This window comes from Bacillus sp. FAU20 (genome assembly GCF_056033865.1).
This window is the reverse complement of record NZ_JBVYHY010000003.1, coordinates 62,965-88,809: the sequence shown is the minus strand read 5'-3', so window position 1 is coordinate 88,809 and position 25,845 is coordinate 62,965. Positions and strand designations below refer to the sequence as shown.

The window sequence follows — 25,845 nt, the reverse complement described above, 5'->3', positions numbered from 1 at the left end:
CCTTTCTCTCATCCAATCTATCCTCTACTTCATTCGTTCTATCTTCATTATATAAATTCTTAGTGAAAAAGAGCTATTAGCTTGCGCTTCTAGCTCTCTTATCCTATTACTTACGGTATGTAAAGAGAATAAAATACAACTTCTACTCTCTTTCTTTTTGCAGTATATCTTTTAATTCTTCAATAAATACATTTAAATCTTTAAATTGACGATATACAGAAGCAAAACGTACGTAAGCAACATCATCAATATCGCGCAGTTCTTCCATAACAATTTCACCAATCATATCACTTTTCACTTCTGATATACCTAAATTACGCAGTTCACGTTCCACGCTTTGTGTTACTTCTTCTAATTGTCTTAAAGATACTGGTCTTTTTTCACACGCTTTAATTAAACCGCGTAAAATCTTTTCTTTATTAAACTCTTCTCGTGTGCCTTCTTTTTTTACAACGATAAGAGGTGACTCTTCTACCCTTTCAAAGGTCGTAAAGCGACTTAAGCAGCTTTCACACTCTCTCCTTCTTCGAATAGAGCGCCCCTCGTCTACCGGACGCGAATCTAACACTCTTGTACCATTATGAGAACAGGATGGACAACGCAATTCATTCACTCCTTTACACTATACTCTTTATTTTTCTCTACTCACTTCACCTAAAATATATATACAATATTATATAACTCATTCTAACTCTCTTACCACTTTAAGTTTCAGCGCATCATTTTATCATCTCATCCTTAAAAATAAGATGGTATATAGAGAGCACTACCTCATTTGCAAGAGTCCAATTTATTCAACTAACGATTACGTTATATTTTTCCTTTTTTATAAACTAAAAAAGAGGTGCATTATACACCTCTTTACATTTTAAATCAATTATGTTCTTTTTTAAAGAGCTTTTGTTTCTCTCTGCTTAATTTCGAAGCTACCAGTGCCTCGAGGAAGCTCGATGCTCTCACGCGTTTTCGCGTTTAAACCTTCTGCAATATATTCTGCAGCAACATTTGGATCAATACGATCCCCACAAGTATAAACATCAATACTCGCGTAACCGTGCTCCGGAAAGCTATGAATTGTTAAATGTGATTCTGAGATAATTACTACTCCACTTACACCTTGTGGTGCAAATTTATGGAAAGCAACCTCACGCACTTCAGCACCAGCTCTTAGTGCTGCATCCACAAATAATTGTTCAATATACGGCATGTCATTAAGCTTGTCGAAATCGCAATCCCAAAGTTCAGCGATCACGTGACGACCCATCGTATCCATAGTATCCATTCTACAGTTCCCCCTTGTAAATTTATTCTAACTGTTCGAATTGAAAACTAATTTGCAATTTGGCTTGCTCCACTACCACGGGGGAAAGTTAGTCCAGAGAGGTCCTAACCCTTTAAGTAGTGACTACGTACCTCAGCTCTTAAGTTTACGAGTGTTAGTATACTTTGTTTATTTTCATTTTGCAACAACAGTTTTTTCGATTTTCTGTCATATTTTCCTCTTTACTTTTCCCTAAAAAAAATAAACGATTCACAAATGCAGTAATCACAACGTTTCGTGGTATGTCCACTTTTTAAAATATACTCATATAATTTTTTTCCTTTTCAGAAAAAAATAAAAAAAGAGGGCAAATATTGCCTTGCCCTCTCCTCCCTTATTCACTTAAATGTGTTGCACATTTTCTTGTTTCGCTAACTCTTCAACAACTAACGTTACAAGATCTACAACACGACGAGAGTAGCCCCACTCGTTATCATACCAAGCAAGTACTTTCACTTTACGATCACCCATTACCATTGTAGATAAACCATCGATAATAGCTGAATGCGTATTTGTATTAAAGTCGATAGATACTAAAGGCTCTTCGCTGAATTCTACAATACCTTTTAAAGCACCGTTTGCAACAGTTTTGAATGCATCGTTAATAGCTTCAACTGTCACATCGCGTTTTACATCTACTACTAAGTCAACAAGAGACACGTTTGGTGTTGGTACACGAAGTGCCATACCATGAAGTTTTCCGTTTAAATGCGGAAGAACTTTTGCTAGCGCTTTCGCAGCACCTGTCGTTGTCGGAATGATTGATTGTCCGCAAGCACGTGCTCTTCTTAAATCTTTATGTGGGTTATCAATATTTTTTTGGTCATTTGTATAAGCGTGAACTGTCGTCATTAAACCGTTTTCAATTCCAAACTGCTCATCTAACACCTTCACAACAGGCGCTAAACAGTTTGTTGTACAAGATGCATTTGAAATAACAGTATGTTTTGTAATATCTAATTGGTCTTCGTTCACACCAACTACAATTGTTACATCTTCATTTTTACCAGGCGCCGTTAAAATAACTTTTTTCGCTCCAGCTTCAACGTGAAGAATTGCTTTTTCTTTTGAATTAAATTTACCAGTTGCTTCAATTACAACTTCAACACCTAAATCTGTCCAAGGCAATTCCTTTGGATCGCGGTTGTTTAAAAGGCGAATCATTTTTCCATCAACTAATAAGTGATCTTCAAATGCTTCTACTGTTCCGTCAAACTTGCCATGAACTGTATCATATTTAATTAAGTGTGCTAACGTTTCAGATGGATAGCTTGCATTGATTGCTACAATTTCGAATGCGCTTTCTTTTATTGCTTGACGAAATACCATTCTCCCAATACGTCCAAATCCATTAATTGCCACACGAGTCATAATATGTTATCCCCCTTGAATGCGTTATACTATTTATCTCCAATCCCAATAATAGTATAACACAAAAAGGAGATATGTCACTAAGCATTTTCATTAATTTCACAATTTTTTAGTCAATAATGTTCCACTTCTTTAAAATTACCTGCAATTGTGTTTTCGTTCCCATAATTGTGCCATCATTATTTATCACTTCATCTGCATTTTTCACTTTTTCTTCTAACGGCATTTGAGATTGAATACGAACTGTTGCTTCTTCTTCTGAAAAGTTATTTCGTTTCATTAAACGCTCTAATTGCGTATGCGGCTTAACCGCTACAACTAAAATGCGGTCAACGAGACTTGTTAATTTACTTTCAAATAAGAGAGGAATATCTAACACAACCGCTTGCATACCTTCTTCTATGTACATTTCCTTTTTCCTATTCATTTCCTCACGCACTGCAGGATGAACAATTTTATTTAACTGCAATCGTTTTTCTTCATTATAGAAAACGACACTTCCTATTTTTGGACGATTTAGTTCTCCATCTTCTTGTAAAACTTCCGTTCCAAATACTTCTACTATTTTGTTATATGCTGGTTTTCCTCGCTCTACAACTTCTCGTGCAATAATATCTGCATCAATAACTGGTATACTGAGCTCGCGAAACATTTGAGATACTGTACTTTTTCCACTTGCAATGCCTCCTGTTAATCCAATTACTACTGTCATCATAATCCTCCTCATAATAAAAGGCGCGAAACTAATGTTCCACGCCCATACTTACATTTTCCAAATTCCAATAATAATGAGTAATACTCCAGGCAGGAATGTAAATTTTTGTAACCACTTCATATTCGATAAAACCGTTCCAAGTTTCATTCCAATAAATAAAAACAAAGAACTCATAACTGCAACTAATATCGCCATCATAGCGGGTGCATACCCTAATAAAGATGCACCAATTCCGGCACCAAATGAGTCTACAGAAAGAGCGATACCAAGAAGCAATGCTTCTCCTGCAGAAATGGTGCCTGATTTATCAAAATCTGCTACAGTCGGTTTCCGTAAAATTTGAATCACTAGCCCTAGTGAGGCAATCTCTAATTTCCAGACCTTCTCCTCTTGCTTCGGTTCTTCTTTTTTCTCACTTCGAAAAAATTGATATAATACCCAAATCCCTATTCCAATAAGAACAAGCCCACCGATACGCGTTGCGATAACAGGTGAAAATACTTTCGCGATCATATGTCCAATTCCCATTGAAACAAGCATAACAGCCGCTGAACACATTCCGATAATTATTATTGATCTTAGTGGTATTCTTACGCTTCTTAAACCATATGTTAGCCCTACACTACAGCTGTCTAAGCTTAATGTAAAAGCTAATAAAATAAGAGATAAATAAAGGTACATCGGTAAGCTCCTCCCTTATACATAGCTCTGCTGTATGTATATGACAAATGCCTATCCGATGTTATCTCTTTTCTATATTCTAGGCTGACAAATCGGGCAGTAATGCGTTCCTCGCCCGCCAACAACTGTTTTTTCTAATATCGTGCCACAAGTTACGCACGGCTCTCCTTTTTTCCCATATACATTTAGAAGTTCTTGGAACGAACCAATTTGCCCTTGTGAGTTGATATACGTCCGAATTGTACTTCCGCCACGCTTTACTGCTTCACCTAGCGTGGTAACGGTAGCCTCATAAATTCGCTCAATTTCTTCTACTGTTAAAGACGAAGCTTCTCGTTCCGGATGAATTTGAGAACGGAATAAAACTTCATCTACATATATGTTTCCAAGCCCTACTAAAAGACGCTGGTCCAGTAGCACAACTTTTATTTTACGATTTGTCTTTTGCAATCTTTCTTGCAAATACTGCGGTGTCATTTCAGCATCAAATGGCTCCGGACCTAAGTCAGCAAGAGGCATTTGGTTCATTTCTTCACCTTTCTTAAAGAGATGCATCGTACCAAACTTTCTCACATCTTTATAATGTAATTCCGTTCCATCTGTAAATAAGAAACGGACGTGCGTATGTTTATCAATTGGCTCATCCTCTTGATGTAGTAAAAACTTACCTTCCATACGCAAATGTGAAACAATGACATAATTCGTTACATATAAAAGCAAAAACTTTCCTCTTCGCTTTATATTTTCAATCTTCTCGCCTTTTAGCGTTTCTTTAAAGATTTCTGCATCATCCGGTCTTTTCACTATTTTTGGATAAGTAACAATAACATCTTCAATCGTTTTTCCTGTTACAAGATTTTCAAGTGTCCGTCTGACGTTTTCAACCTCTGGTAATTCAGGCATTTCATCACTTCCTTATTTTGCGTCGTACCAAGTTGGACCGTAAGAATAATCAACTTTCAGCGGAACTGCAAGTTCAATTGCATGTTCCATTACTTCAGGTACAAGCTGCTCTAATTTTTGGATCTCTTCTTTTGGTGCTTCAAATATTAATTCATCGTGTACTTGCAGAAGAAGACGCGCTTGTAATCCTTCTTCTTCTAAACGATCTGCCATAATAATCATCGCTTTTTTAATAATATCTGCTGCAGTACCTTGAATTGGTGTATTCATCGCTGTACGTTCAGCGAAGCTACGCAAGTTGAAATTACGACTCGTAATTTCTGGAATATAACGGCGACGATTTAATAATGTAGCCACATATCCTTTTTGTTTCGCATCTTTTACGATGTCCTCCATGTATTCTTGTACACCAGGGAAACTTTCTAAATACTTTTCAATAAATTCCGCTGCTGCTTTTCTTGTAATTCCTAAGTTTTGCGAAAGACCATAATCACTAATACCATACACAATTCCGAAGTTAACAGCTTTCGCTTGTCGTCTCATATTTGAAGTTACTTCATCTTTTTCAACGCCAAATACATCCATAGCTGTTTTCGTATGAATATCCATGTCATGTTGGAACGCTTCAACTAGCCCTTTATCATTTGCAATATGAGCTAATACACGCAGTTCGATTTGTGAATAATCAGCTGCATACATAATCCATCCTTCTTCTGATGGAACAAATGCCTGACGAATCTTTCTTCCTTCTTCTAATCGAATCGGGATATTTTGCAAGTTCGGATCCGTTGAACTTAATCGACCTGTTTGCGTTAACACTTGATTAAAGCGTGTATGAATTTTAGATGAATCTTCATGTACAACTTTCAGTAAACCTTCAATGTAAGTTGAATTTAGCTTCCCTAATTGACGATAATGTAAAATATTTGGAATAATTTCATGGTGATTCATAAGCTTATCTAGTACATCAGCTGACGTAGAATAGCCTGTTTTCGTCTTTTTAATAACCGGTAAGTTTAAGTTCTCAAACAAAATAACACCAAGCTGTTTCGGTGAATTAATATTAAATTCTGTTCCCGCAAGCTTATAAATTTCCTGTTCCATTTCCTTTAATCTACCCGCAAGTTCTTCCCCCATATTACGAAGACGATCTGTATCAACTTTTACACCCTTTACTTCCATATCAGCTAATACACGTGCAAGCGGCAATTCTAACTCTGTAAACAGTTCATATTGCTCATTCTTCTTTAACTCTTCCACAAATGTTTGCTTTATATCATATAATACATGCACTTTACGAGCCACATGCTCCGCTACTACCTCTAACTCTGGAACAGCACGCTTCGCACCTTTTCCGTAAACTTCTTCATCTGATTTCACAGCATGCGTTTCTTTCATTTTCGCTACAGTACGGAAATCTTTATCTGTATCAGCCGGGTCAAGTAAATAAGCAGCGATTAATAGATCGAAGTCAATCCCTTGCATATCTATCCCATTCCATTTCAGTGCAACGATTGCACGCTTCGCATCAAATGTATGCTTTCTCATTTCTCCATCTGCAAGCCACTCTTTAAAAGCATCTGACTTAAGAGCAATGTCTGTCTGAATAAAGTAACATCCATTTTCATTTTGAATACCGAAACCTTGAATGTCTGCTTTATGATAATTATCTTCTTGTACTTCAACGATAAGCGCACTATCTTGCTGAAACATTTCTTCTGTAACTTCTTCCACAATATCAAATGTAATATCATCTAATTCAGCTGGAGCTGTTTCTTCTGGCGTAACGCCTAATTTATTTAAAAGAGATGTAAATCCTAAACTCTCGAACATTGGAATGACATCACTTGCTTCATATCCTTTATACGCCATATCATCCACATGAACTGTAATCGGCGCATCTGTAATAATAGTTGCAAGATCCTTACTCATAAGAGCTTGTTCTTTATTTTCTTCCAGTTTTTCTTTTAATTTCTTCCCACTTACTTGATCTATATTTTCATACACCGCTTCAACCGTTCCAAACTGTGTTAACAATTTAATTGCCGTTTTTTCACCAACTCCTGGTACACCCGGTATATTATCTGACTGGTCTCCCATTAAACCTTTCATATCGATAATTTGCTTTGGTGATAAGCTGTATTTTTCAAATAAAGCTTCTTTCGTATATTCATCCACTTCTGTAATCCCTTTTCGCGGAATACATACAAGCGTGTTATCAGAAACGAGTTGAAGTAAATCTTTATCTCCTGAAATAACTTTTACACTTGCCCCTTGCTCACTCGCTTCTTTCGCTAACGTTCCCATGATGTCATCCGCTTCATAATTTTCTAATTCATAACGCGGTACATTGAACGCATCCAGCATCTCACGAATAAACGGGAACTGCTCTGATAATTCAGGTGGAGTCTTTTGACGTCCTCCTTTATACTCACTATACGTTTTATGACGGAACGTTGTTTTGCCTGCATCAAATGCCACTAACATATGAGTTGGCTTTTCTTCCTCTAATATTCTCATTAACATCATTGTAAAACCGTAAATTGCGTTCGTATGTATACCTTTGTCGTTATTTAAAAGCGGTAGTGCAAAGAAAGCACGATACGCGATATTATTACCATCTACTAATACGACCTTTTTTTCCAAAATTGAAACCTCCCCATACAAATTTGAAATGATTTTTTTCACAGAAAAAAACCGTTCCTTTCCTCTCTCTATATTAACATGACTAATAGAGAGAAGAAAAATAACGGCTATTTTCTTTCATATATAAAACAGACTTATATTGGCATAAAGGGAAGTGACGAGAACAGCTTAACTATTCTCGTCCAAAATTACTCCTTGGATGAAGGGGTTTTCATGTATTATATTAACAGAGCTTTATTAATATTTAATTAAGCCATTGTTAATATATTGTAAACATCCTTCATCCTATTTTTCAGTTGCTGATTTCGGTAAAACAACTGTAAACGTTGTCCCTTCTCCAACTTCACTATCTACTGTAATCGTACCTTGATGCGCCTCAACTAAATGCTTTACGATCGACAATCCAAGGCCGGTACCACCAGTATTTCTACTTCTTGCTTTATCCACCCGGTAGAAACGTTCAAAAATACGCGGAATTTCCTCTTTACTAATACCAATTCCAGTATCCGATACTTTTATATAAGCATTATATTTATCTTCCGCTAACTCTACTGAAACAACGCCTCCAGCCGGTGTATATACGATTGCGTTATTAATTAAATTAATAAAGATTTGTTTCAAACGACTTGGATCTCCAATAACAGAGGCTCGTTTTAATACATTCACTTGTAAAGAGATTTCTTTCTCTCCCGCTTTATTATCAAGCACCATATGAATATCTTCAAGCAGCCCCTTCATGTCAACAGTTCCCATATTTAATTTAAATCCTTGTTGTTCGATCTTTGACAAATCTAATAAATCTTCTATTAATCCTTGCATGCGCTCACTTTCTTTTAAAATAATGTGCAAGAAATGTTCGCAGAATTTTTTATTATCCATCGCTCCGTCTAAGAGTGTTTCTGAAAAACCTTTAATAGAAGTAATCGGTGTCTTTAATTCATGAGAAACATTCGCTAAAAAGTCTTTTCTCATTTGTTCTAATTTCTTTAACTCTGTTATATCATGGAATACGAGAACAATCCCTTTCCATTCATGGTTTGTCCCGATAATAGGCGCTCCATATACTTCGAAATGCTTCCGTTCAATTCCAAGTGGCAATAACATTTGTTTACGCACTTTCACTTCTGTCATAAAGATTTCTTCTACAAGCTCAATAATTTCTGTATGATGAAACGATTCATAATATAAGCGATCTAAATATTCTTCATCTGTTACGTGGAAGGTTTCCTTATAAGAGCGGTTTACAAGGTTTATATATCCTCGGCTATCAATTAAAATCATTCCGCTTCCCATATTTTCAATTAACGTATGCAGACGATCTTGCTGCATTTCTTGTTCAAGTGTCATCTCTTGTAAATTTCGAGCTAAAATATTAATCGCTTTACTCAGCATTCCTGTTTCATCCGAATGACTTTCGTATGCACGTGCTTTATAATTACCCTTTGCCAATTCAATTGCAACTTTCGTAACCGATTCAATTGGCCTAATATATTGCCCTGTAATTTTCATACCTAAAAATACAACTACGAGACAAGCAATGACAAATCCGATAATTAATAATCCCCACGTTTTTTGGTGAACATCTTTCAAAGGCTCAATTGTGCTTTTCACCAAAATGTATCCTTGTTTTCCTTCTACATCTTGAACGAACACCGCATGATAAAATTCATTCTTTCGATCCGTTTCTTTCGTAATCACTTTACTTCGTTGTTTTGCCACTTCCGAAGAAAGTTCTTTAATCGTCTCTGGACTAAATGCCAATTCTTGTCCTTTTCTATATTGAACTTTCTTTTTTTCATCCAAAAATACGATAGAAGCTGGTATTTTTTCTTCTATCTTTTCAAATACGTATGGATTCTTTAAGACATTATCAAAACCTTGCTCTTCTGCTAACGTCGCAACATACTCCGTCTCTTTTACCATTCTCTCTTTAGCATGATCTATATAGTAGTTTTCAAACACAGTTTCTAGTAATAAACCTAGTCCAACTAAAATAAATACAATAAGAGAAACAAATGTAAAAAGAAGCCTGGAACGAAATTTATTCATTCCCTTTTGGCTCCTCTAATTTATATCCTAAACCACGTATCGTTTTAATGTACGTCGGTTTTTTCGTATTTTGTTCAATTTTATCGCGCAAATGGCTAATATGAACATCAACAATTCGTGTATCACCAGCAAAATCGTAATTCCATACAGCACTTAATAATTGATCACGTGTCAACACGCGACTTTTATTTTTCGCAAGATACACAAGTAGTTCAAATTCTTTTGGTGTTAATTCAAGCTTTCTTCCTTGGAAATAAGCCTCATAAAACTCCGGTAAAATTTTAAGTTCTGCAATTGTGATGCTATCTTCATCTGGCGCTTCTGCAACTTGTTCTTCTTGTTGTAATTTCGTACGGCGCAAAATCGCCTTCACACGAGCAACAACTTCTCTTGGACTAAATGGCTTCGTCATATAATCATCTGCCCCAAGTTCAAGGCCTAGCACCTTATCAAACTCATCATCTTTTGCCGTTAACATTAAAATCGGCGTCATAACGCGCTGCAATCGTAATTCTTTACACACTTCCATACCATCCATTTTCGGAAGCATTAAATCTAATATAATTAAATCTGGGCGTTCTGTTGTCGCTTTTTGAAGCGCCATTTCTCCATCCATCGCTGTTATAACTTCAAACCCAGCTTGTTGTAAATTAAATTCAATTAAAGTTAAGATAAATTCCTCATCATCAACTACTAAAATACGATTGTTCATTCTTTTCCTCCAAGTTATAGACTTGAAACCTTCTTCATCCTAGTATTTTCCCCGTTATTCTCATCATACTAGAAAATAAGGTCCCTCTCAATATAATTGTCTATTCATGGAGATCGTTTGTGTAGAATTGAGAAAATAGACGTAATTACGCTTCACCTGCAACTACACAGGATTTTGCCAAACTTTATAGATTGCTCTCTCTTCTTTAAAGCTCACTTCCGTATGAACTATAAAATCTTGATTTTGTGCTAGAAAAAACGAAAGAGCATACGCTATTTTATAATCTGGTGTTTCATATCCATCAAATACTCTCCCGTACATTTCATTCGCAACCCCGTCTGCCCACACTTCAGCTTCTCTTACCGTTTCAAAGATCACACCTTCTCTTTTCCACCTCATCTTAAAGAATCACTCCTTCCATTGACTTAAATTATTAAATTATAATATAGTGAATATTGTTAATTTGATAATTCGAATATAAAAGATAAGGAGTTTCTATTATGCGACTATTACTACCTATTTTAACTTTAGTAGTAACATGTTTCCTTACTTTTAACGTACCGAGCTGGGATACGATTAAAACGGGGTGCTCAGAATTTGCTGAAGGGTTCAAAGAAGGATTCTTCAACTAAAAATAGCGCTATCATCCTTATTAAAGGTATGCTAGCGCTATTCATACTTTCTTCTTTTAAAAATTATCTAATGCTTTTTCCATAATAGAGACTGATTTAAAAGGTGGCGTTACTGTTAATGAACCTTTCACAACAGTTTCTCCTTTTTCATCATGAGCAGATACAAGCATATCAATTGTATGTTCCTCCTCAGAAACAGCCACAACTTCAAAGTGGATTTGTAACGTTTCATAATGGTGAACATGTTTCACGAATGTAAGGTCCTTTCTCGTAATATGACTTCCTGGACCCGGTAAATATTTCGTAACCGCCGTTGTAATCATTCCCGTTAGCATAATGCTTGGTACAATCGGCTTTTCATACGGAGTTTGGGATGCGTAATCATGCTGAATATATAATGGATTGGCATCATTCGTTAACCCTAAGTACAATAACAAATCTTTATCCTCAATTTTTTCAGTGATAGATAATTTCTCTCCTACTGTAATTTCATCCATTTTACGACCAATTTGAACTTTTTTCTTTAACATGTTACAACCCCCTCCGATTTTTTCACCTTATTACCCTACTAAAAGCGATACCTTATCCGAAATTTACTATGATGAGGGCAATGTATAGTATAAATCTACAGTTTCATTATAGGATATTACAAATGATAGCGTTTTCATATTATTTCAAAAAAACAATTCGGTAAATAGTAGAAAAAGATTCGGGATCCCGAATCTTTTTCACTACTATTCAATTATTAAACAAGAACTTTCATTACGTTACGTACAGATTCTACAGAGCGATCTAACGCTTCTTTTTCATCTGCAAGAAGTTCTAATTCAATAATTTTTTCAATTCCGTTACCACCTAGAATTACTGGTACCCCTAAGTAAAGGTCACTATAACCATACTCACCTTCAAGATACGCAATAGCTGGTAATACACGGCGTTGATCTTTTAAAATCGCTTCTGTCATTTCAACTAAAGAAGCTGCTGGTGCGTAATATGCACTACCGTTTCCTAATAAGCCTACAATCTCACCGCCACCTTTACGTGTACGTTCTACAATTGCTTCTAAACGCTCTTTCGGAATTAATGTTTCTAACGGAATACCGCCTGCATAAGAATAACGCACAAGAGGTACCATGTCGTCACCGTGTCCGCCAAGAACAAATCCTGTAATGTCTTTTACAGAAAGATTTAATTCTTGTGCGATGAATGTACGGAAACGAGCTGTATCTAATACACCCGATTGGCCGATTACACGCTCTTTCGGGAATCCTGCTTCTTTAAATACAGAATATGTCATTGCATCAACTGGATTTGTTAACACAACAATAATTGCATTTGGTGAATGTTTTGCAATGTCGCGCGTAATACTTTTCATAATTTTAGAGTTTGTTGCTACTAAGTCATCACGGCTCATACCAGGCTTACGTGCAATACCTGCTGTAATAACGACAACGTCAGAATCAGCAGTATCTGCGTAATCAGATGTTCCAATAATGTTAGCATCAAAACCTTGTACTGGGCTCGCTTCTAACATATCTAACGCTTTCCCTTTTGTTGGATTTTCCAGTTGTGGAATGTCCACTAATACAACATCTGCAAGTTCTTTTTGTGCTAATAAGAATGCCGTTGTTGCTCCTGTAAATCCCGCACCGATGACTGAAACCTTCTTGCGTTTGATTGTCATAATTTACCCCCCGCTTTAATTATGCGTTTTTGATTATCGCTACATCCATGTTTTTAATAAGTTCATTAGCGAACTCAGAACATTTCACTTCTGTTGCACCTTCCATTAAGCGTGCGAAATCATAAGTTACTACTTTTGAAGCAATTGTTTTCTCAACAGAAGCAGTTACTAATTTCGCAGCTTCGTTCCATCCTAAGTGTTCTAATAATAATACACCTGAAAGAAGAACAGAAGATGGGTTTACTTTATCTAAACCTGCATATTTTGGAGCTGTACCGTGTGTAGCTTCAAAGATAGCATGTCCAGTCACATAGTTAATGTTTGCACCAGGTGCAATACCAATTCCACCTACTTGTGCAGCAAGTGCATCAGAGATATAGTCACCATTTAAGTTCATTGTTGCAACAACATCGAACTCACGTGGACGAGTTAAAATTTGTTGTAAGAAGATGTCTGCAATAGAATCTTTTACGATGATTTTTCCAGCCACTTCAGCGTCTGCCATCGCTTTATTCGCTGCATCTTTACCATCTTTTTCAACAATACGATCGTATTCAGCCCAAGTAAATACTTTGTCGCCGAATTCTTGTTCCGCTACTTCGTAACCCCAGTTTTTGAAAGCACCTTCTGTAAATTTCATAATGTTTCCTTTATGAACTAATGTAACAGAAGAGCGTTTTTCGTTAATTGCATATTGAATTGCAGCACGAACAAGACGCTTTGTCCCTTCTTCTGAAATCGGCTTAATACCAATACCAGATGTTTCTGGGAAGCGGATTTTATTAACACCCATTGCTTCTTTTAAGAAAGCAAGAACTTTTTCTGCTTCTGGAGATCCTTGTGCATATTCAATTCCAGCATAAATGTCTTCTGTATTTTCACGGAAAATAACCATATCAGTATCTTCCGGACGTTTTACAGGTGAAGGAACACCTTCAAAATAACGAACTGGACGTAGACATACATATAAATCTAATTCTTGACGAAGTGCTACGTTTAGAGAACGAATACCACCGCCAACTGGAGTTGTAAGTGGACCTTTAATCGCGATTAAATATTCACGAATTAAGTTTAAAGTTTCTTCTGGTAACCACTCGCCTGTTTGGTTGAATGCTTTTTCCCCTGCAAGCACTTCTTTCCAAACGATTTTCTTCTCACCATCATAAGCTTTTTCAACTGCTGCTTCTAGTACGCGAGATGCAGCTGCCCAAATATCAGGACCAATTCCATCTCCCTCGATAAATGGAATAATCGGATTGTTTGGTACATTCATAACACCATTAGTTACAGTAATTTTTTCACCTGTCGTCAATGTGATAACCCCCATGTTTGAAATTTCATATGTATGAAACTGAGGGAATAACCCCTCAGTTCAAACCGTTAGTCAAATTAAAATATTCTAATCATTACATCTTTCCGAAAAAATCAGACTTTTGAAAGCGTATTTTCACTATCAAAATAGTGTTATTCGCTTATCGTTGTGCAATTGGAACATACACTTGATGCGTTGGTCCATTATAATCAGCACGCGGACGAATTAAACGGTTGTTTTCATATTGTTCTAGAATATGAGCTAACCAGCCTGACATACGGCTAATTGCAAAAATAGGTGTAAATAAGTCATGGTCAATTCCTAAACAATGGTATACAGAAGCTGAATAGAAATCAACATTTGGTGGAAGACCTTTTTCTTTTGTTACAATGTCTTCAATTTTGATAGACATATTATACCATTTCTCTTCTCCTAAAAGCACGCATAATCTCTTAGACATTTCACGTAAGTGTTTTGCACGTGGATCACCCTGCTCATACACACGGTGGCCAAAGCCCATGATTTTCACTTTATTTTGAAGAGCATTATGAATATATGGCTCTACATTTTCTTCTTCACCAATTTCAGTTAACATCTTCATTACATTTTCATTTGCCCCACCGTGAAGAGGACCTTTTAATGCACCGATTGCTGCTGTAATACCAGAATATACATCTGAAAGTGTAGCTACGCAAACACGTGCAGTAAATGTAGAAGCGTTTAACTCATGGTCTGCATGAAGTACAAGCGCCTTATCAAAAGCTTCAATTTCAACTTCATTTGGCTCGCGATCATTTAACATGTACAAGAAGTTTGCAGCTAATGATAAATCCTTTCTTGGCTCAACAATATCTAAACCTTTACGGATTCTCGCGTAAGCAGCAACTAAAGTTCCCACTTGAGCCTGTAATTTAACCGCTTTCAAATAATTAGACTTTTCATCCATAATTTCAGCGCTCTCATCGTATAATGATAGCATGGAAATTGCAGTTCGTAAAACAGACATCGGATGTGCAACTTTTAAATCTACTTGTTTTAAATATGTTAAAATCTCACCTGGAACTTTATAGTATTCAGATACAATTTCATTAAATTCCGCTAGTTCTTTTTCATTAGGAAGCTTGCGGTGCCATAATAAGTACACTACTTCTTCAAACGTAGCATTCTCAGCTAAATCATCAATATTATACCCAACATAAGTTAATGTATCATCAATAATAGAGCTCACAGATGATGTTGTTGCTACTACCCCTTCTAAACCTCGAATAACAGTCATGACATTCTCTCCTTTTCCTGAAAATTCTCCCAACCTTGCTCCTTATATCTATTTGCTCCCCCTATGAATTATGAACGCCCGTTCACTCTTTAGGCAAGCAAAATGCACGATCATGCAAATTTGTTGCGATGTTCCCCTCTTATTGTCCATTGTCTACATGGAAAGCATGAGCGTGAATGTCTCCCCGAATCCTCACGCTCAAAACAACAAGTTAGTGAGGAAAATACATTCCGAAGAGTTTTATGATAAAAACAACATAAAACAATATCATTATAAAATTGTTTTATGTTGTTTTTATTTTATCTGGTGTAAAGTCTCTGCTGTTATGTAACTTTTCAAAGTTTCTAATCCTATTATAAACAATTATCTGACTTTTGTGAACAGAAAGAATTCAAAAATTTTATATTACTATAAAATTCCTTATTTAAACATTTGTATAATACTCATAACCGCATAGGCAATTCCAGCCCCAATTAACGGACCAACAGCAACCCCATTAAATAGCGCAACCGCTATAATTGTCCCAAAAACAAGCGCAGTTGTAATGTGAGGATCCGTTGTCAACAATTGTACGCCGCCTTTCGCTAACAAAGCGACCGCTACACCTGAAGCTAAAGCAATCCACGCATAATAAGATTTCGCCGCTTCTCCAAGTTGTTTAAAACCTATTTCCCCCGTCGCAATCGGTACGAGCACCGCTATTGTAATGACCGTTACACCTAGATTAATTCCTTTCGTTTGTAAATAAGGAAAGACCTTATCTCCTAAAAATGTAAACTTCAATAAAAATAACACACCAATAGCTACAGTAAGCGATTGGTTTTTAGCAATAAGTCCGATAATAAGTAGTATGAATAAAAATAACGTTGACTGACTAATCATGTTTGCACTTCCTTTCTGAAAATAATGAACTCATTTCCAAACAAAAATACCTTTAAACCTATCGTTATACATGCTATATCGATGCCTATTCAACATGAATCACTTCATTTTTTATGTATTTTAAAATGACAAACTGAGACTTTCACCATCAAAATTTAAGCATGTATACATTTTTAAAAACGGGCGTCTCTTCTTTCTTTTCTAATTAGAAACAGGTAAAATAAAAAGAAGAGAAAATGAAGTTTTTACCATATAGTAGAAGCATCAACACCAAGCTTTCACAGTCACTCACATACTGAAAAAGCAGGAAAAATCCATCATTCCACTATAACATAAAGTGAAACTTTAATCAGTGGGGCATTTTCCACTGATTATTAGTTGAACCAATCGGGCTTTTACGGGCAGTTTATCGCCATCTAACTCCTTTGATCCAGCCGCACTTTTGATAGGAGCTTTACTGCCCGTTAATGCGGGGTAAAGTGAAACTTTAATCAGTGGGGCACACTCGTTATAAGTTGAACGAATTAGGATAATCCAAATCGGAATGGGAGGTATACATCTTTGAACCGAAACTTACTATATATGATATTACGACTCATATTTGTCATTGTAGCAACGGTAGCTGGGTTCTATGTATTACTATACATATCAGGGCTTATCTATCCTTTTATTATCGCTTTTGCATTTGCTTATTTGATTAATCCTGTCGTCAATTTCCTTAATCAAAAACTACAATTTCCTCGCGCACTAGCAGTACTCGTTAGCTTAATTCTCGTATTTGGAGCTATCGTTGGACTTGTTACATATCTTGTGACTGAAGCAATATCTGCCACAACATACTTACTACAACTTGTTACAGTAAAGTTTCCAGATATCGTTACATTCGCTCAGCAATTTGCACTTAATCATATTATGCCTCTCTACGATGATTTAATCTCTAAATTTAATCATCTTGGAGAACCACAGCGCTATACAATTACACAAAACATTCAAAACTTAGGAACAGAAGCGACAACACAAATGAAAGAACTTTTAACCACCATTATAAGCGGGTTAACGAATTTCATTAGTGCACTGCCAACAACTTTAACTGTCCTTGTATTCATTTTATTAGCCACTTTCTTCATTAGTTACGATTGGCACCGTCTTGCTCAGAAAGCAAGAAAATTGCTACCGAATCGTGTACATGGCTATGGAAAAACTATTTTTGTCGACTTAAGAAAAGCTTTGTTTGGTTTTGTGAAAGCACAACTTACACTCGTATCTATGACAACTGTCATTGTACTAATCGGGCTTTTAATATTACGCGTACCATACGCCATTACTATCGCGATTATTACAGGGGTTGTAGATTTACTACCATATTTAGGAACAGGCGCAGTCTTTGTTCCATGGGTTATATACGTATTTTTCACTGGCGATACCGCATTCGCCATTGGTCTTCTCATTTTATACATCGTCGTGATTGTCCAAAGACAAATTATGGAGCCGAAAGTACTTTCATCTAACATCGGTCTCGATCCATTAGCAACACTCGTCGCTCTATTTGTCGGCTTTAAACTTTTTGGCTTTTTAGGGTTAATCATCGGTCCAGTCACCTTAGTACTACTTAATACATTACACAAAGCTAATGTCTTCCATGACTTGTGGAAATATATTAAAGGTTCACCTTCAAAATAATAGTTTCTAATTCATACACAACAAAAAACTTACATGTAATCAGTGGGAAATTCCCACTGATTATTCCTTGTACTTATTTTTCATACTCATTACATAAAACAAGAGAATTGCACTCAAAAAAGATAATTCTCTTGTTTTTTGCATAAAAAACGCATATTTCGTGGTGTTTTTACATATTTATTCTATTTATTTTATAATTATTATTTACATTTATTACTTTTTATGTAAATGAATAAATATACAAAAGCAAAACTTTAATTTAACAGCACTCCCCTCCATCTTATTCATCTAAATAAATAGCACTAAAAAATCACAAGTTTAATCGAAGTACAACAAGAGTTCAAACGAAAATTATATAACAAATATAATAAGCGGACGTTTTGTTCATCCCCACTCATCATTCACCCCACATCAGACACTTACAAGCAGCCCAGCTTTGAGGTAGAAATCCCCCACAAATAGCGAGGTAAAGCAAAGCTTCAATCAAAAAGTTCTTCTCCTCTTACAAGACAAGAAATAGCACTTAGATTTCTACAATCTAAGTGCTATTTCTGAATGATAATAGTAGAGTTCTTTCTAAATTTCCATTCCATCCACTTCATAACAAGAGGCTTCAATAAAGCTCTCGTAATAGGAATCACGCAGATAAACCCTAGCACATCTGTCACATACCCAGGAAGCACCAAGAGAACGCCTCCTACAAATACAAAAATACCATCTAGTACTGCCTCACCTGGCATTTCCCCTCTATTCAACTTAGATTGAATCTCTCTAAGCACTTTAAACCCTTGTCTTTTCGCCAAATACACACCTACAACACCTGTAAATACAATCATAGCGAACGTAGACCATAAACCTATTACATGGCTTGATCCAATTAAGACCGTAATCTCAATCGCCGGTATTAAAATAAACAAGAATAGTAACCACTTCATAGTTCTACACCTCTCTCACAACTCACTTTTAATGCCCTCACAATGCCTACATACATCATATGAAATATAGATACCCTTTCATATTAAAACCCATAACAAACAGCTTTTAAAAGCAATCCTAGGCGCTTTAAGCTAATTCTATCTCGTTTTTGTGTAAAAAAAAGAGAAGGACTCCGATCCTTCTCTCTGTATTACTTATAGCACTTCCGCATGTCCATTATAAACAATTCCGCGTGCTGCATCAACTGTTACTTCTTGGCCATTTTTTAAAGTTGCTGTTACGCCGTTTACACCAACGATAACAGGAATACCGATTGATACGCCTACAACAGCTGCATGGCTTGTTAAGCCACCTTCTTCTACAACTAAAGCCGCAGCTTTTTCGATGGCAGGAATCATATCTTTATCAGTGCTTGTTGTAACAAGGATATCACCTTCGTTTACGTTCGCTACAGCTTCAGCAGCTGTTTTTGCTACAACCACTTTACCTTTTGCAGCTTTACGACCGATTCCTTGTCCTTTAGCAATTTCTTCACCGACAACGTGGATTTTCATTAAGTTTGTTGTACCAGTTTCAGCAACTGGTACACCAGCAGTAATCACTACAGTATCTCCAAGTCCGATTAGACCTGCATCCATACCTGTTTGAATTGCTGTATCTAACATTTCGTCAGTTGAAGCCGCGCGCTCCTCAGCCATAAATGCTTGTACACCCCAAACAAGTGCAAGACGACGTCCTACTTGCTCGTCAGATGTTACAGCTACGATTGGAGATTTTGGACGGTATTTAGAGATCATTTTTGCAGTATATCCACTTTCTGTTGGAGCTACGATTGCAGCTACATCAAGAGCAAGTGCTGTATGCGCAACAGATTGGCTAATTGCATCTGTAATTGTTGGAGTGAACTCTTTAATACGTTTTTTGAACATATCTTCATATTGTAATGATTTTTCAACACGTACCGCAATGTTAGCCATCATTGTTACTGCTTCTACTGGGTATTGTCCAGCAGCTGTTTCACCTGAAAGCATGATTGCATCTGTACCATCAAAGATTGCGTTAGCTACGTCACTTGCTTCCGCACGAGTTGGACGTGGGTTACGTTGCATAGAATCTAACATTTGTGTTGCAGTAATAACCGGTTTACCTAACACGTTACATTTTTTAATTAGACGTTTTTGTACTAATGGTACTTCTTCTGGTGGAATTTCCACACCCATGTCACCACGAGCTACCATTAAACCGTCAGAAACTTCTAAGATTGAATCGATGTTGTCGATACCTTCTTGGTTTTCGATTTTTGGTACGATTTGGATGTATTGAGCGTTATGCTCTTCTAATAATTCACGGATTTCTAATACGTCAGACGCTTTACGTACGAATGAAGCTGCGATGAAATCAACTTTTTGCTCGATACCGAAGATGATATCTTTTACGTCTTTTTCAGTGATACCAGGAAGCTTAATGCTTACGTTTGGTACGTTAACACCTTTTTTATTTTTTACAGTTCCGCTGTTAAGAACTTTTGTACGGATGTTTCCGTCAGCTTTTTCGATTACTTCTAGTTCGATAAGACCGTCATCGATTAGAATGCGAGAACCTGGGTCTACATCGTCATAAAGACCAGCATAAGATACAGAGAACTTCTCTGCAGTACCTAATACTTGCTCAGTAGAAAGAACTACTTCTGCACCTGTTACAAGCTCAGCTTGTCCGTCTACGAAGTCGTGAGTACGGATTTCTGGACCTTTTGTATCAAGTAAGATACCAACTGTTTTACCAGTTTTCTTTGAAGCTTCACGAATGTTTTTAATACGAGCTCCGTGCTCTTCATGGCTACCATGAGAGAAGTTTAAACGAGCAACGTTCATACCTGCTTCGATTAATTGCTCTAATTTTTCAATACTTTCACTAGCAGGACCTATAGTACATACAATTTTAGTTTTACGCATATTGCACCTCCGAAAATTATGAAACCGTTCCCAAATATCTGACATTACGCCGATTAGATGGATAATTCTTTAGATAATTGATACATATCTTTATCGATTGTATGCTTTTGAGCTAACGCTTCGATAATGTCATGATCAACAAGTTTGTTATCTTGAATACCTACACAACGTCCGCCTTTACCAGCAATCAATAATTCAACTGCTCTTGCGCCAAGACGACTTGCTAATACACGGTCTTGTGCACTTGGCGATCCACCACGTTGTACGTGACCTAATACAGTTACACGAGTATCAAAGTTTGTTGCTTCTTCAATGTGCTTACCGATGTCAATTGCACTTCCAACACCTTCAGCTACAACGATAATACTGTGTTTTTTACCACGTTCACTACCACGCTTCAGACGAGCGATAACATCATCCATGTCATACTCTTCTTCTGGAATTAAGATTGTTTCCGCACCATCAGCTAAACCAGCCCATAATGCGATATCACCAGCGTGACGTCCCATTACTTCGATAACATATGTACGTTCATGAGATGTAGCTGTGTCACGAATTTTATCAATTGCATCAATAACAGTGTTTAAAGCTGTATCGAAACCAATTGTGAAGTCTGTTCCAGGGATATCATTGTCGATTGTACCTGGTACACCAACACATGGGAATCCTTGTTCAGTTAATTTTTTAGCGCCTTGGTAAGAACCATCTCCACCAATAACAACAAGTCCTTCGATACCGTGTTTCTTTAATTGCTCGATACCTTTTAGTCGTACTTCTGGATCTTTAAACTCAGGACATCTTGCTGTATATAATTTTGTACCACCGCGGTGGATAATATCGCCAACAGAACCAAGTTCTAATTTTTCAATGTGACCAGAAATTAATCCAGCGTATCCATGGTAAATACCATATACTTCAATATCATGGAAAATCGCTTTACGAACAACTGCACGAATGGCAGCATTCATACCAGGTGAATCTCCACCACTTGTTAATACACCAATACGTTTCATTTGTACTCACCTCATAAAGATTATTTGCCTTATAATAAAATAACACGAAAAAATATAAAAATACAATGGAGAAGATGTGTCTTTTCATAATAAAAACGTGCATTCGCGAAGTGGAACGCACGCTTTTCTTATTTTATCCAAATGGAAGCGTTTGAAAACGAAACTTGCCCAATTTTCATATATTTTTCATAACGTTTCTCGATTAATTCATCTTTCGAAATTCCGTTTAATTGTTCAAAAGTTTTCCGAATCATTAAGTCTATATTTTCTGACTGTTTCAAAATATTACGGTGAGCTCCACCTCTTGTTTCTGGAATAATTTCGTCAATTACACCTAATTCTTTCAAATCTGCTGCTGTAATTTTCATTGCCTCTGCAGCTTCCTTTGCTTTTCCTGCATCTTTCCAAAGAATTGCCGCTGCACCCTCTGGTGTAATAACAGAATAAGTGGAATTTTCTAGCATATGAATGTAATCTCCAACTCCAAGGCCTAACGCACCACCACTACCACCTTCGCCGATAACGATACAAATAACAGGTACCGTTAAACCTGCCATTTCAAATAAATTGCGGGCGATAGCTTCACTTTGACCACGTTCTTCAGCAGCCTTACCAGGATAAGCTCCTTTTGTATCAATAAAACAAATAATAGGACGATTGAACTTTTCCGCCTGCTTCATTAAACGTAATGCTTTTCGATATCCTTCTGGATGAGGCATTCCAAAGTTACGGCGAATATTTTCTTTCGTATCTTTTCCGCGCTGATGCCCAATTACAGTTACAGGCATCCCTTTATATTTCGCAATGCCGCCGACAATCGCTGCATCATCGCCAAATAGACGATCTCCATGACATTCGAAAAAATCAGTAAATAAGTGCTCAATATAATCGAGCGTTGTCGGTCGTTCTGCATGACGAGCAATTTGAACACGGTCCCATACTTTCAGATTGCCGTATATATCTTCCTCTAAATTTTCTAGCTTTTCTTCCAAAATACGAATCTCCTCACTGAAGTCCATCTGGCTGTTTTTCGTATAGTCTTTCAGTTCACGAATCTTATTTCTTAGCTCAACAACTGGTTTTTCAAATTCTAGCTCTGCCATACAGCCATTTCCCCTCCTTGATGAACTTCTAAAATCTTGCGAAGTGATTCTCTCATATCATCACGATGCACCACCGCATCTAATTGACCATGATCTAGTAAGAATTCTGCTGTTTGGAAATCTTCTGGTAGTTTCTCACGCACCGTTTGTTCAATTACACGTCTACCAGCAAATCCGATAAGTGCACCTGGTTCTGCAAGATTATAATCACCAAGTGAAGCGAAACTCGCTGAAACCCCGCCCGTCGTTGGGTGAGTCATAACAGAAATAAATAATCCTCCTGCATTACTATGCTTTTTCAAAGCTACGCTTGTTTTTGCCATTTGCATTAAACTTAATATACCTTCTTGCATACGGGCACCACCCGAAGCAGTAAAGATAATAAATGGAACTTGTAAGTCGTACGCCTTTTCAACCGCACGGGCGATTTTTTCTCCTACCACAGAGCCCATGCTCCCCATTCGAAAACGAGAATCCATTACTGCAACAACAACAAGCATGTCATCAATTGTTCCTTCACCAGTTACAACCGCTTCGTTCAATTCAGTCTTCTTACGATCGCTCTCTAGTTTCTCTTCATAACCTGGAAACTCGAGTGGATTTAATGAAACCATTTCTTTGTCATACTCACGGAATGACCCTTCGTCCAATATACTATCAAGACGTTCCCATGCATTCATAGGATGATGATATCCACAATTCACACATACTTTTAAATTTTTTAGAAGTTCTTTCGTATACATGATTTTTTTACATTCCGGACATTTTGTCATAACGCCATCTGGTACATCTTTTCGTACTTGTTCTGAAGGTATTGCAGCGTACTTTTTCTTTTTCACGAATAAATCTCTTAGCACAATTTGACCCCCTTCGTTGAGAGCTAAGGTTAGCGTAAGAAGAAAATGGGGCTAACACCAAAGTTTGATGTTAGCCTTATCTTCTCAATCTGTCTAATAACCTCACTCTTTACGTTTAACTTTAACCGCTATGCGGTAGAATGTTTGTCATAACGTGTCATGGTCATTTCGACAAATTTTATACATTACGAGTGAAACTGTATATTCTCTACTAATTCATCGTAAATTTTTAGTGCATCATTTTCTTGTTTTTCTTCCAAAGTAGCATAAAGCTTTCTATACATATTGATAGAATCTCTTGAAACTTTACAAGAAAGAGTTGCTACGTAATCATTTACGATCATCCAAATGCGATATAGTAAATAATTATCGACTTGTTCAATAAGGGTTTTAAAGAACGTTTGATGAAGCGTTGGGATTGAGCTTTCATTTCCTTCAAGTACTTGGTGTAATCTACTTAGTACTTTAGAAAACATTTCTTTCGGTAAATTACATACAATTCGAATCATATCTTTCTCAAGTAATCGTTTCGTTTGTAATAAATCACGAATTGTTTTCTCATCTTGCAATAAGAACGGAGCAATTAATTGTACAAGACCGTTATCATAAAAGTTTCGAATAAACGTCCCTTCACCACGTCTCGTTTCAATCAATCCTACCAGTTCTAAAGCACGCAATGCTTCTCTTACAGAGGAACGTCCTACGTTTAAGCGTGAACTTAACTCACGCTCAGACGGCAAACGATCCCCCGCTACCAAACCATCCTCTTCCATAATGGAACGGATTTTTTTTACAATTTCGAGATATACTTTTGTATTTGATGATGTCAATGGAAATTCCTCGCTTATTCTTTACCAATCAGCGCTAATTGTTTTGTTTTTTCAGCGATCTCATTTGGATCTACTTGACGGCGAGCTACTCCTGTCTCCATTGCTGCTTTTGCAACGTAAGCCGCTACTTGAGGCGCTACACGCGCGTCAAATGGCGCCGGAATGATATAGTCTGCATTTAACTCATCTTCTGCTACAAGCTCAGCAATAGCCTGTACAGCTGCCATCTTCATTTCTTCGTTAATTTGTGTCGCATGTACGTCAAGTGCACCGCGGAAAATACCAGGGAACGCTAGTACATTATTTACTTGGTTCGGGAAGTCAGAACGACCTGTTCCAACAACAGCTGCGCCCGCTGCTTTTGCCAATTCTGGCATAATTTCTGGAACTGGATTCGCCATTGCAAAAATAATCGCATCGTCATTCATTGTACGAACCATCTCTTCTGTTAATGCACCTTCTGCAGACACACCAATGAATACGTCCGCACCTTGTACAACATCAGCTAAAGAACCTTCTATACGATTCTTATTTGTATATTTTGCAACTTCATCCTTCACCGGATTCATACCTGTAGGACGACCATCATAGATTGCGCCTTTACGGTCACACATAATAATGTCGCGTACACCATAGCGATATAAAAGTTTAATAATTGCAATACCTGCTGCACCTGCGCCATTTGCGACAACTTTAATGTCAGACATTTTCTTTCCAACTAATTTCAGTGCATTTACAAGACCTGCTACTGTTACGATAGCTGTTCCGTGTTGATCATCATGGAAGATAGGAATATTTGTTTCTTTTTTCAAACGCTCTTCAATAATGAAGCAGTTTGGTGCTGCGATATCTTCTAAGTTAACGCCGCCAAAAGTTGGCTCCATTAATTTTACAGTTTCAACAATTTTATCTACATCGTTTGTATTTAAGGCAATTGGGAATGCATCTACACCAGCAAAGCTCTTGAATAATACAGCTTTACCTTCCATTACTGGAAGAGATGCTTCAGGTCCAATGTTACCAAGACCAAGTACAGCTGTTCCATCTGTCACAACTGCTACCATATTTCCCTTCATCGTATATTCATATACCTTACTTTTATCGTCATAAATTTCTTTACAAGGTTCTGCAACCCCTGGAGAATATGCAAGACTTAAATCTTTTGCATTTTCTACTTTTACTTTTGATACAGTTTCTAATTTTCCTTGATGCACTTTATGCATGTGAAGTGCTTCTTCACGAAGTGTTGACAAACTATCCACTCTCCTCAAATTATTCTTGCTGATATCA

General features: G+C 36.9%; 24 protein-coding genes. 2 read left to right on the top strand and 22 right to left on the bottom strand.

What is annotated here, in order from left to right:
- Positions 1-142 precede the first annotated feature (142 nt).
- From nrdR to AC0OM3_RS00665, 10 genes are all read right to left on the bottom strand, one after another.
- On the bottom strand, positions 143-604 hold the full coding sequence (nrdR, locus tag AC0OM3_RS00710) for a transcriptional regulator NrdR (protein WP_001203687.1): 462 nt from the start codon (positions 602-604) through the stop codon (positions 143-145).
- A 285-nt stretch (positions 605-889) separates the two neighbouring features.
- Positions 890-1,273 (bottom strand): adenosylmethionine decarboxylase, encoded by a 384-nt coding sequence (gene speD, locus AC0OM3_RS00705; protein WP_002003660.1) that lies wholly within the window; start codon positions 1,271-1,273, stop codon positions 890-892.
- Between the two features lie 390 nt (positions 1,274-1,663).
- Positions 1,664-2,692 (bottom strand): glyceraldehyde-3-phosphate dehydrogenase, encoded by a 1,029-nt coding sequence (locus tag AC0OM3_RS00700; RefSeq protein WP_000198974.1) that lies wholly within the window; start codon positions 2,690-2,692, stop codon positions 1,664-1,666.
- A gap of 109 nt (positions 2,693-2,801) precedes the next feature.
- Positions 2,802-3,404, bottom strand: a complete 603-nt coding sequence (gene coaE / locus AC0OM3_RS00695) for a dephospho-CoA kinase (protein WP_000219322.1) — start codon at positions 3,402-3,404, stop codon at positions 2,802-2,804.
- A 51-nt stretch (positions 3,405-3,455) separates the two neighbouring features.
- Complete coding sequence (gene ytaF / locus AC0OM3_RS00690) at positions 3,456-4,088, bottom strand: sporulation membrane protein YtaF (RefSeq protein ID WP_000281744.1); 633 nt, start codon at positions 4,086-4,088, stop codon at positions 3,456-3,458.
- Between the two features lie 72 nt (positions 4,089-4,160).
- Positions 4,161-4,991, bottom strand: coding sequence for a DNA-formamidopyrimidine glycosylase (gene mutM, locus AC0OM3_RS00685; RefSeq protein ID WP_001114495.1), 831 nt, complete (start codon positions 4,989-4,991; stop codon positions 4,161-4,163).
- 12 nt (positions 4,992-5,003) lie between these two features.
- The gene (polA, locus tag AC0OM3_RS00680; RefSeq protein WP_474210988.1) at positions 5,004-7,637 is read right to left on the bottom strand and encodes a DNA polymerase I; all 2,634 of its coding nucleotides are present in this window, start codon (positions 7,635-7,637) and stop codon (positions 5,004-5,006) included.
- A gap of 285 nt (positions 7,638-7,922) precedes the next feature.
- Complete coding sequence (gene phoR / locus AC0OM3_RS00675; RefSeq protein WP_001032104.1) at positions 7,923-9,686, bottom strand: sensory box histidine kinase PhoR; 1,764 nt, start codon at positions 9,684-9,686, stop codon at positions 7,923-7,925.
- Positions 9,679-10,398, bottom strand: a complete 720-nt coding sequence (gene phoP, locus AC0OM3_RS00670; protein WP_001065220.1) for a two-component system response regulator PhoP — start codon at positions 10,396-10,398, stop codon at positions 9,679-9,681. The genes phoR and phoP overlap by 8 nt, the downstream gene beginning before the upstream one ends.
- Before the next feature lie 162 nt (positions 10,399-10,560).
- Positions 10,561-10,797 carry a hypothetical protein gene (locus AC0OM3_RS00665; protein WP_001267386.1) on the bottom strand — a complete coding sequence of 79 codons (237 nt, stop codon included), beginning with the start codon at positions 10,795-10,797 and terminating at the stop codon, positions 10,561-10,563.
- A gap of 101 nt (positions 10,798-10,898) precedes the next feature.
- Between AC0OM3_RS00665 and AC0OM3_RS00660 the strand changes: the two genes are divergently transcribed.
- A complete protein-coding gene (locus tag AC0OM3_RS00660) occupies positions 10,899-11,030 on the top strand; it encodes a hypothetical protein (protein ID WP_001238014.1) in 132 nt (43 codons plus the stop codon).
- 56 nt (positions 11,031-11,086) lie between these two features.
- Here the strand turns inward: AC0OM3_RS00660 and AC0OM3_RS00655 are convergent, their stop codons facing one another.
- From AC0OM3_RS00655 to AC0OM3_RS00635, 5 genes are all read right to left on the bottom strand, one after another.
- Positions 11,087-11,560, bottom strand: a complete 474-nt coding sequence (locus AC0OM3_RS00655; protein WP_000914180.1) for a MaoC family dehydratase — start codon at positions 11,558-11,560, stop codon at positions 11,087-11,089.
- A gap of 215 nt (positions 11,561-11,775) precedes the next feature.
- Entirely contained in the window at positions 11,776-12,714 is a 939-nt protein-coding gene (gene mdh / locus AC0OM3_RS00650) for a malate dehydrogenase (RefSeq protein ID WP_000153232.1), read from the bottom strand.
- A gap of 19 nt (positions 12,715-12,733) precedes the next feature.
- Entirely contained in the window at positions 12,734-14,026 is a 1,293-nt protein-coding gene (icd, locus tag AC0OM3_RS00645) for an NADP-dependent isocitrate dehydrogenase (RefSeq protein ID WP_000206898.1), read from the bottom strand.
- Positions 14,027-14,186: 160 nt separating this feature from the next.
- Entirely contained in the window at positions 14,187-15,335 is a 1,149-nt protein-coding gene (gene citZ / locus AC0OM3_RS00640) for a citrate synthase (protein ID WP_000503654.1), read from the bottom strand.
- Between the two features lie 387 nt (positions 15,336-15,722).
- Entirely contained in the window at positions 15,723-16,184 is a 462-nt protein-coding gene (locus tag AC0OM3_RS00635; protein ID WP_000625507.1) for a DUF441 domain-containing protein, read from the bottom strand.
- 561 nt (positions 16,185-16,745) lie between these two features.
- On the opposite strand from AC0OM3_RS00635, the gene ytvI reads away from it, so the two are divergent.
- On the top strand, positions 16,746-17,864 hold the full coding sequence (ytvI, locus tag AC0OM3_RS00630; protein WP_001081382.1) for a sporulation integral membrane protein YtvI: 1,119 nt from the start codon (positions 16,746-16,748) through the stop codon (positions 17,862-17,864).
- 545 nt (positions 17,865-18,409) lie between these two features.
- Here ytvI and AC0OM3_RS00625 read toward each other — a convergent pair.
- From AC0OM3_RS00625 to ystJ, 7 genes are all read right to left on the bottom strand, one after another.
- On the bottom strand, positions 18,410-18,799 hold the full coding sequence (locus AC0OM3_RS00625) for an FxsA family protein (protein WP_000871639.1): 390 nt from the start codon (positions 18,797-18,799) through the stop codon (positions 18,410-18,412).
- Positions 18,800-18,994: 195 nt separating this feature from the next.
- Entirely contained in the window at positions 18,995-20,752 is a 1,758-nt protein-coding gene (pyk, locus tag AC0OM3_RS00620; protein ID WP_001232670.1) for a pyruvate kinase, read from the bottom strand.
- A 53-nt stretch (positions 20,753-20,805) separates the two neighbouring features.
- Positions 20,806-21,765: a 6-phosphofructokinase gene (pfkA, locus tag AC0OM3_RS00615; RefSeq protein WP_000821157.1), complete on the bottom strand. Its 960-nt coding sequence runs from the start codon at positions 21,763-21,765 to the stop codon at positions 20,806-20,808.
- Between the two features lie 128 nt (positions 21,766-21,893).
- A complete protein-coding gene (gene accA, locus AC0OM3_RS00610) occupies positions 21,894-22,868 on the bottom strand; it encodes an acetyl-CoA carboxylase carboxyl transferase subunit alpha (RefSeq protein ID WP_000818809.1) in 975 nt (324 codons plus the stop codon).
- Positions 22,856-23,725, bottom strand: a complete 870-nt coding sequence (gene accD, locus AC0OM3_RS00605; RefSeq protein WP_000942856.1) for an acetyl-CoA carboxylase, carboxyltransferase subunit beta — start codon at positions 23,723-23,725, stop codon at positions 22,856-22,858. Before accD ends, accA begins: the two co-directional genes overlap by 13 nt.
- 185 nt (positions 23,726-23,910) lie before the next feature.
- Entirely contained in the window at positions 23,911-24,555 is a 645-nt protein-coding gene (locus AC0OM3_RS00600; RefSeq protein ID WP_000204432.1) for a FadR/GntR family transcriptional regulator, read from the bottom strand.
- Positions 24,556-24,569: 14 nt separating this feature from the next.
- The gene (gene ystJ / locus AC0OM3_RS00595) at positions 24,570-25,778 is read right to left on the bottom strand and encodes an NADP-dependent malic enzyme (RefSeq protein WP_161508111.1); all 1,209 of its coding nucleotides are present in this window, start codon (positions 25,776-25,778) and stop codon (positions 24,570-24,572) included.
- Between the last annotated feature and the right edge of the window lie 67 nt (positions 25,779-25,845).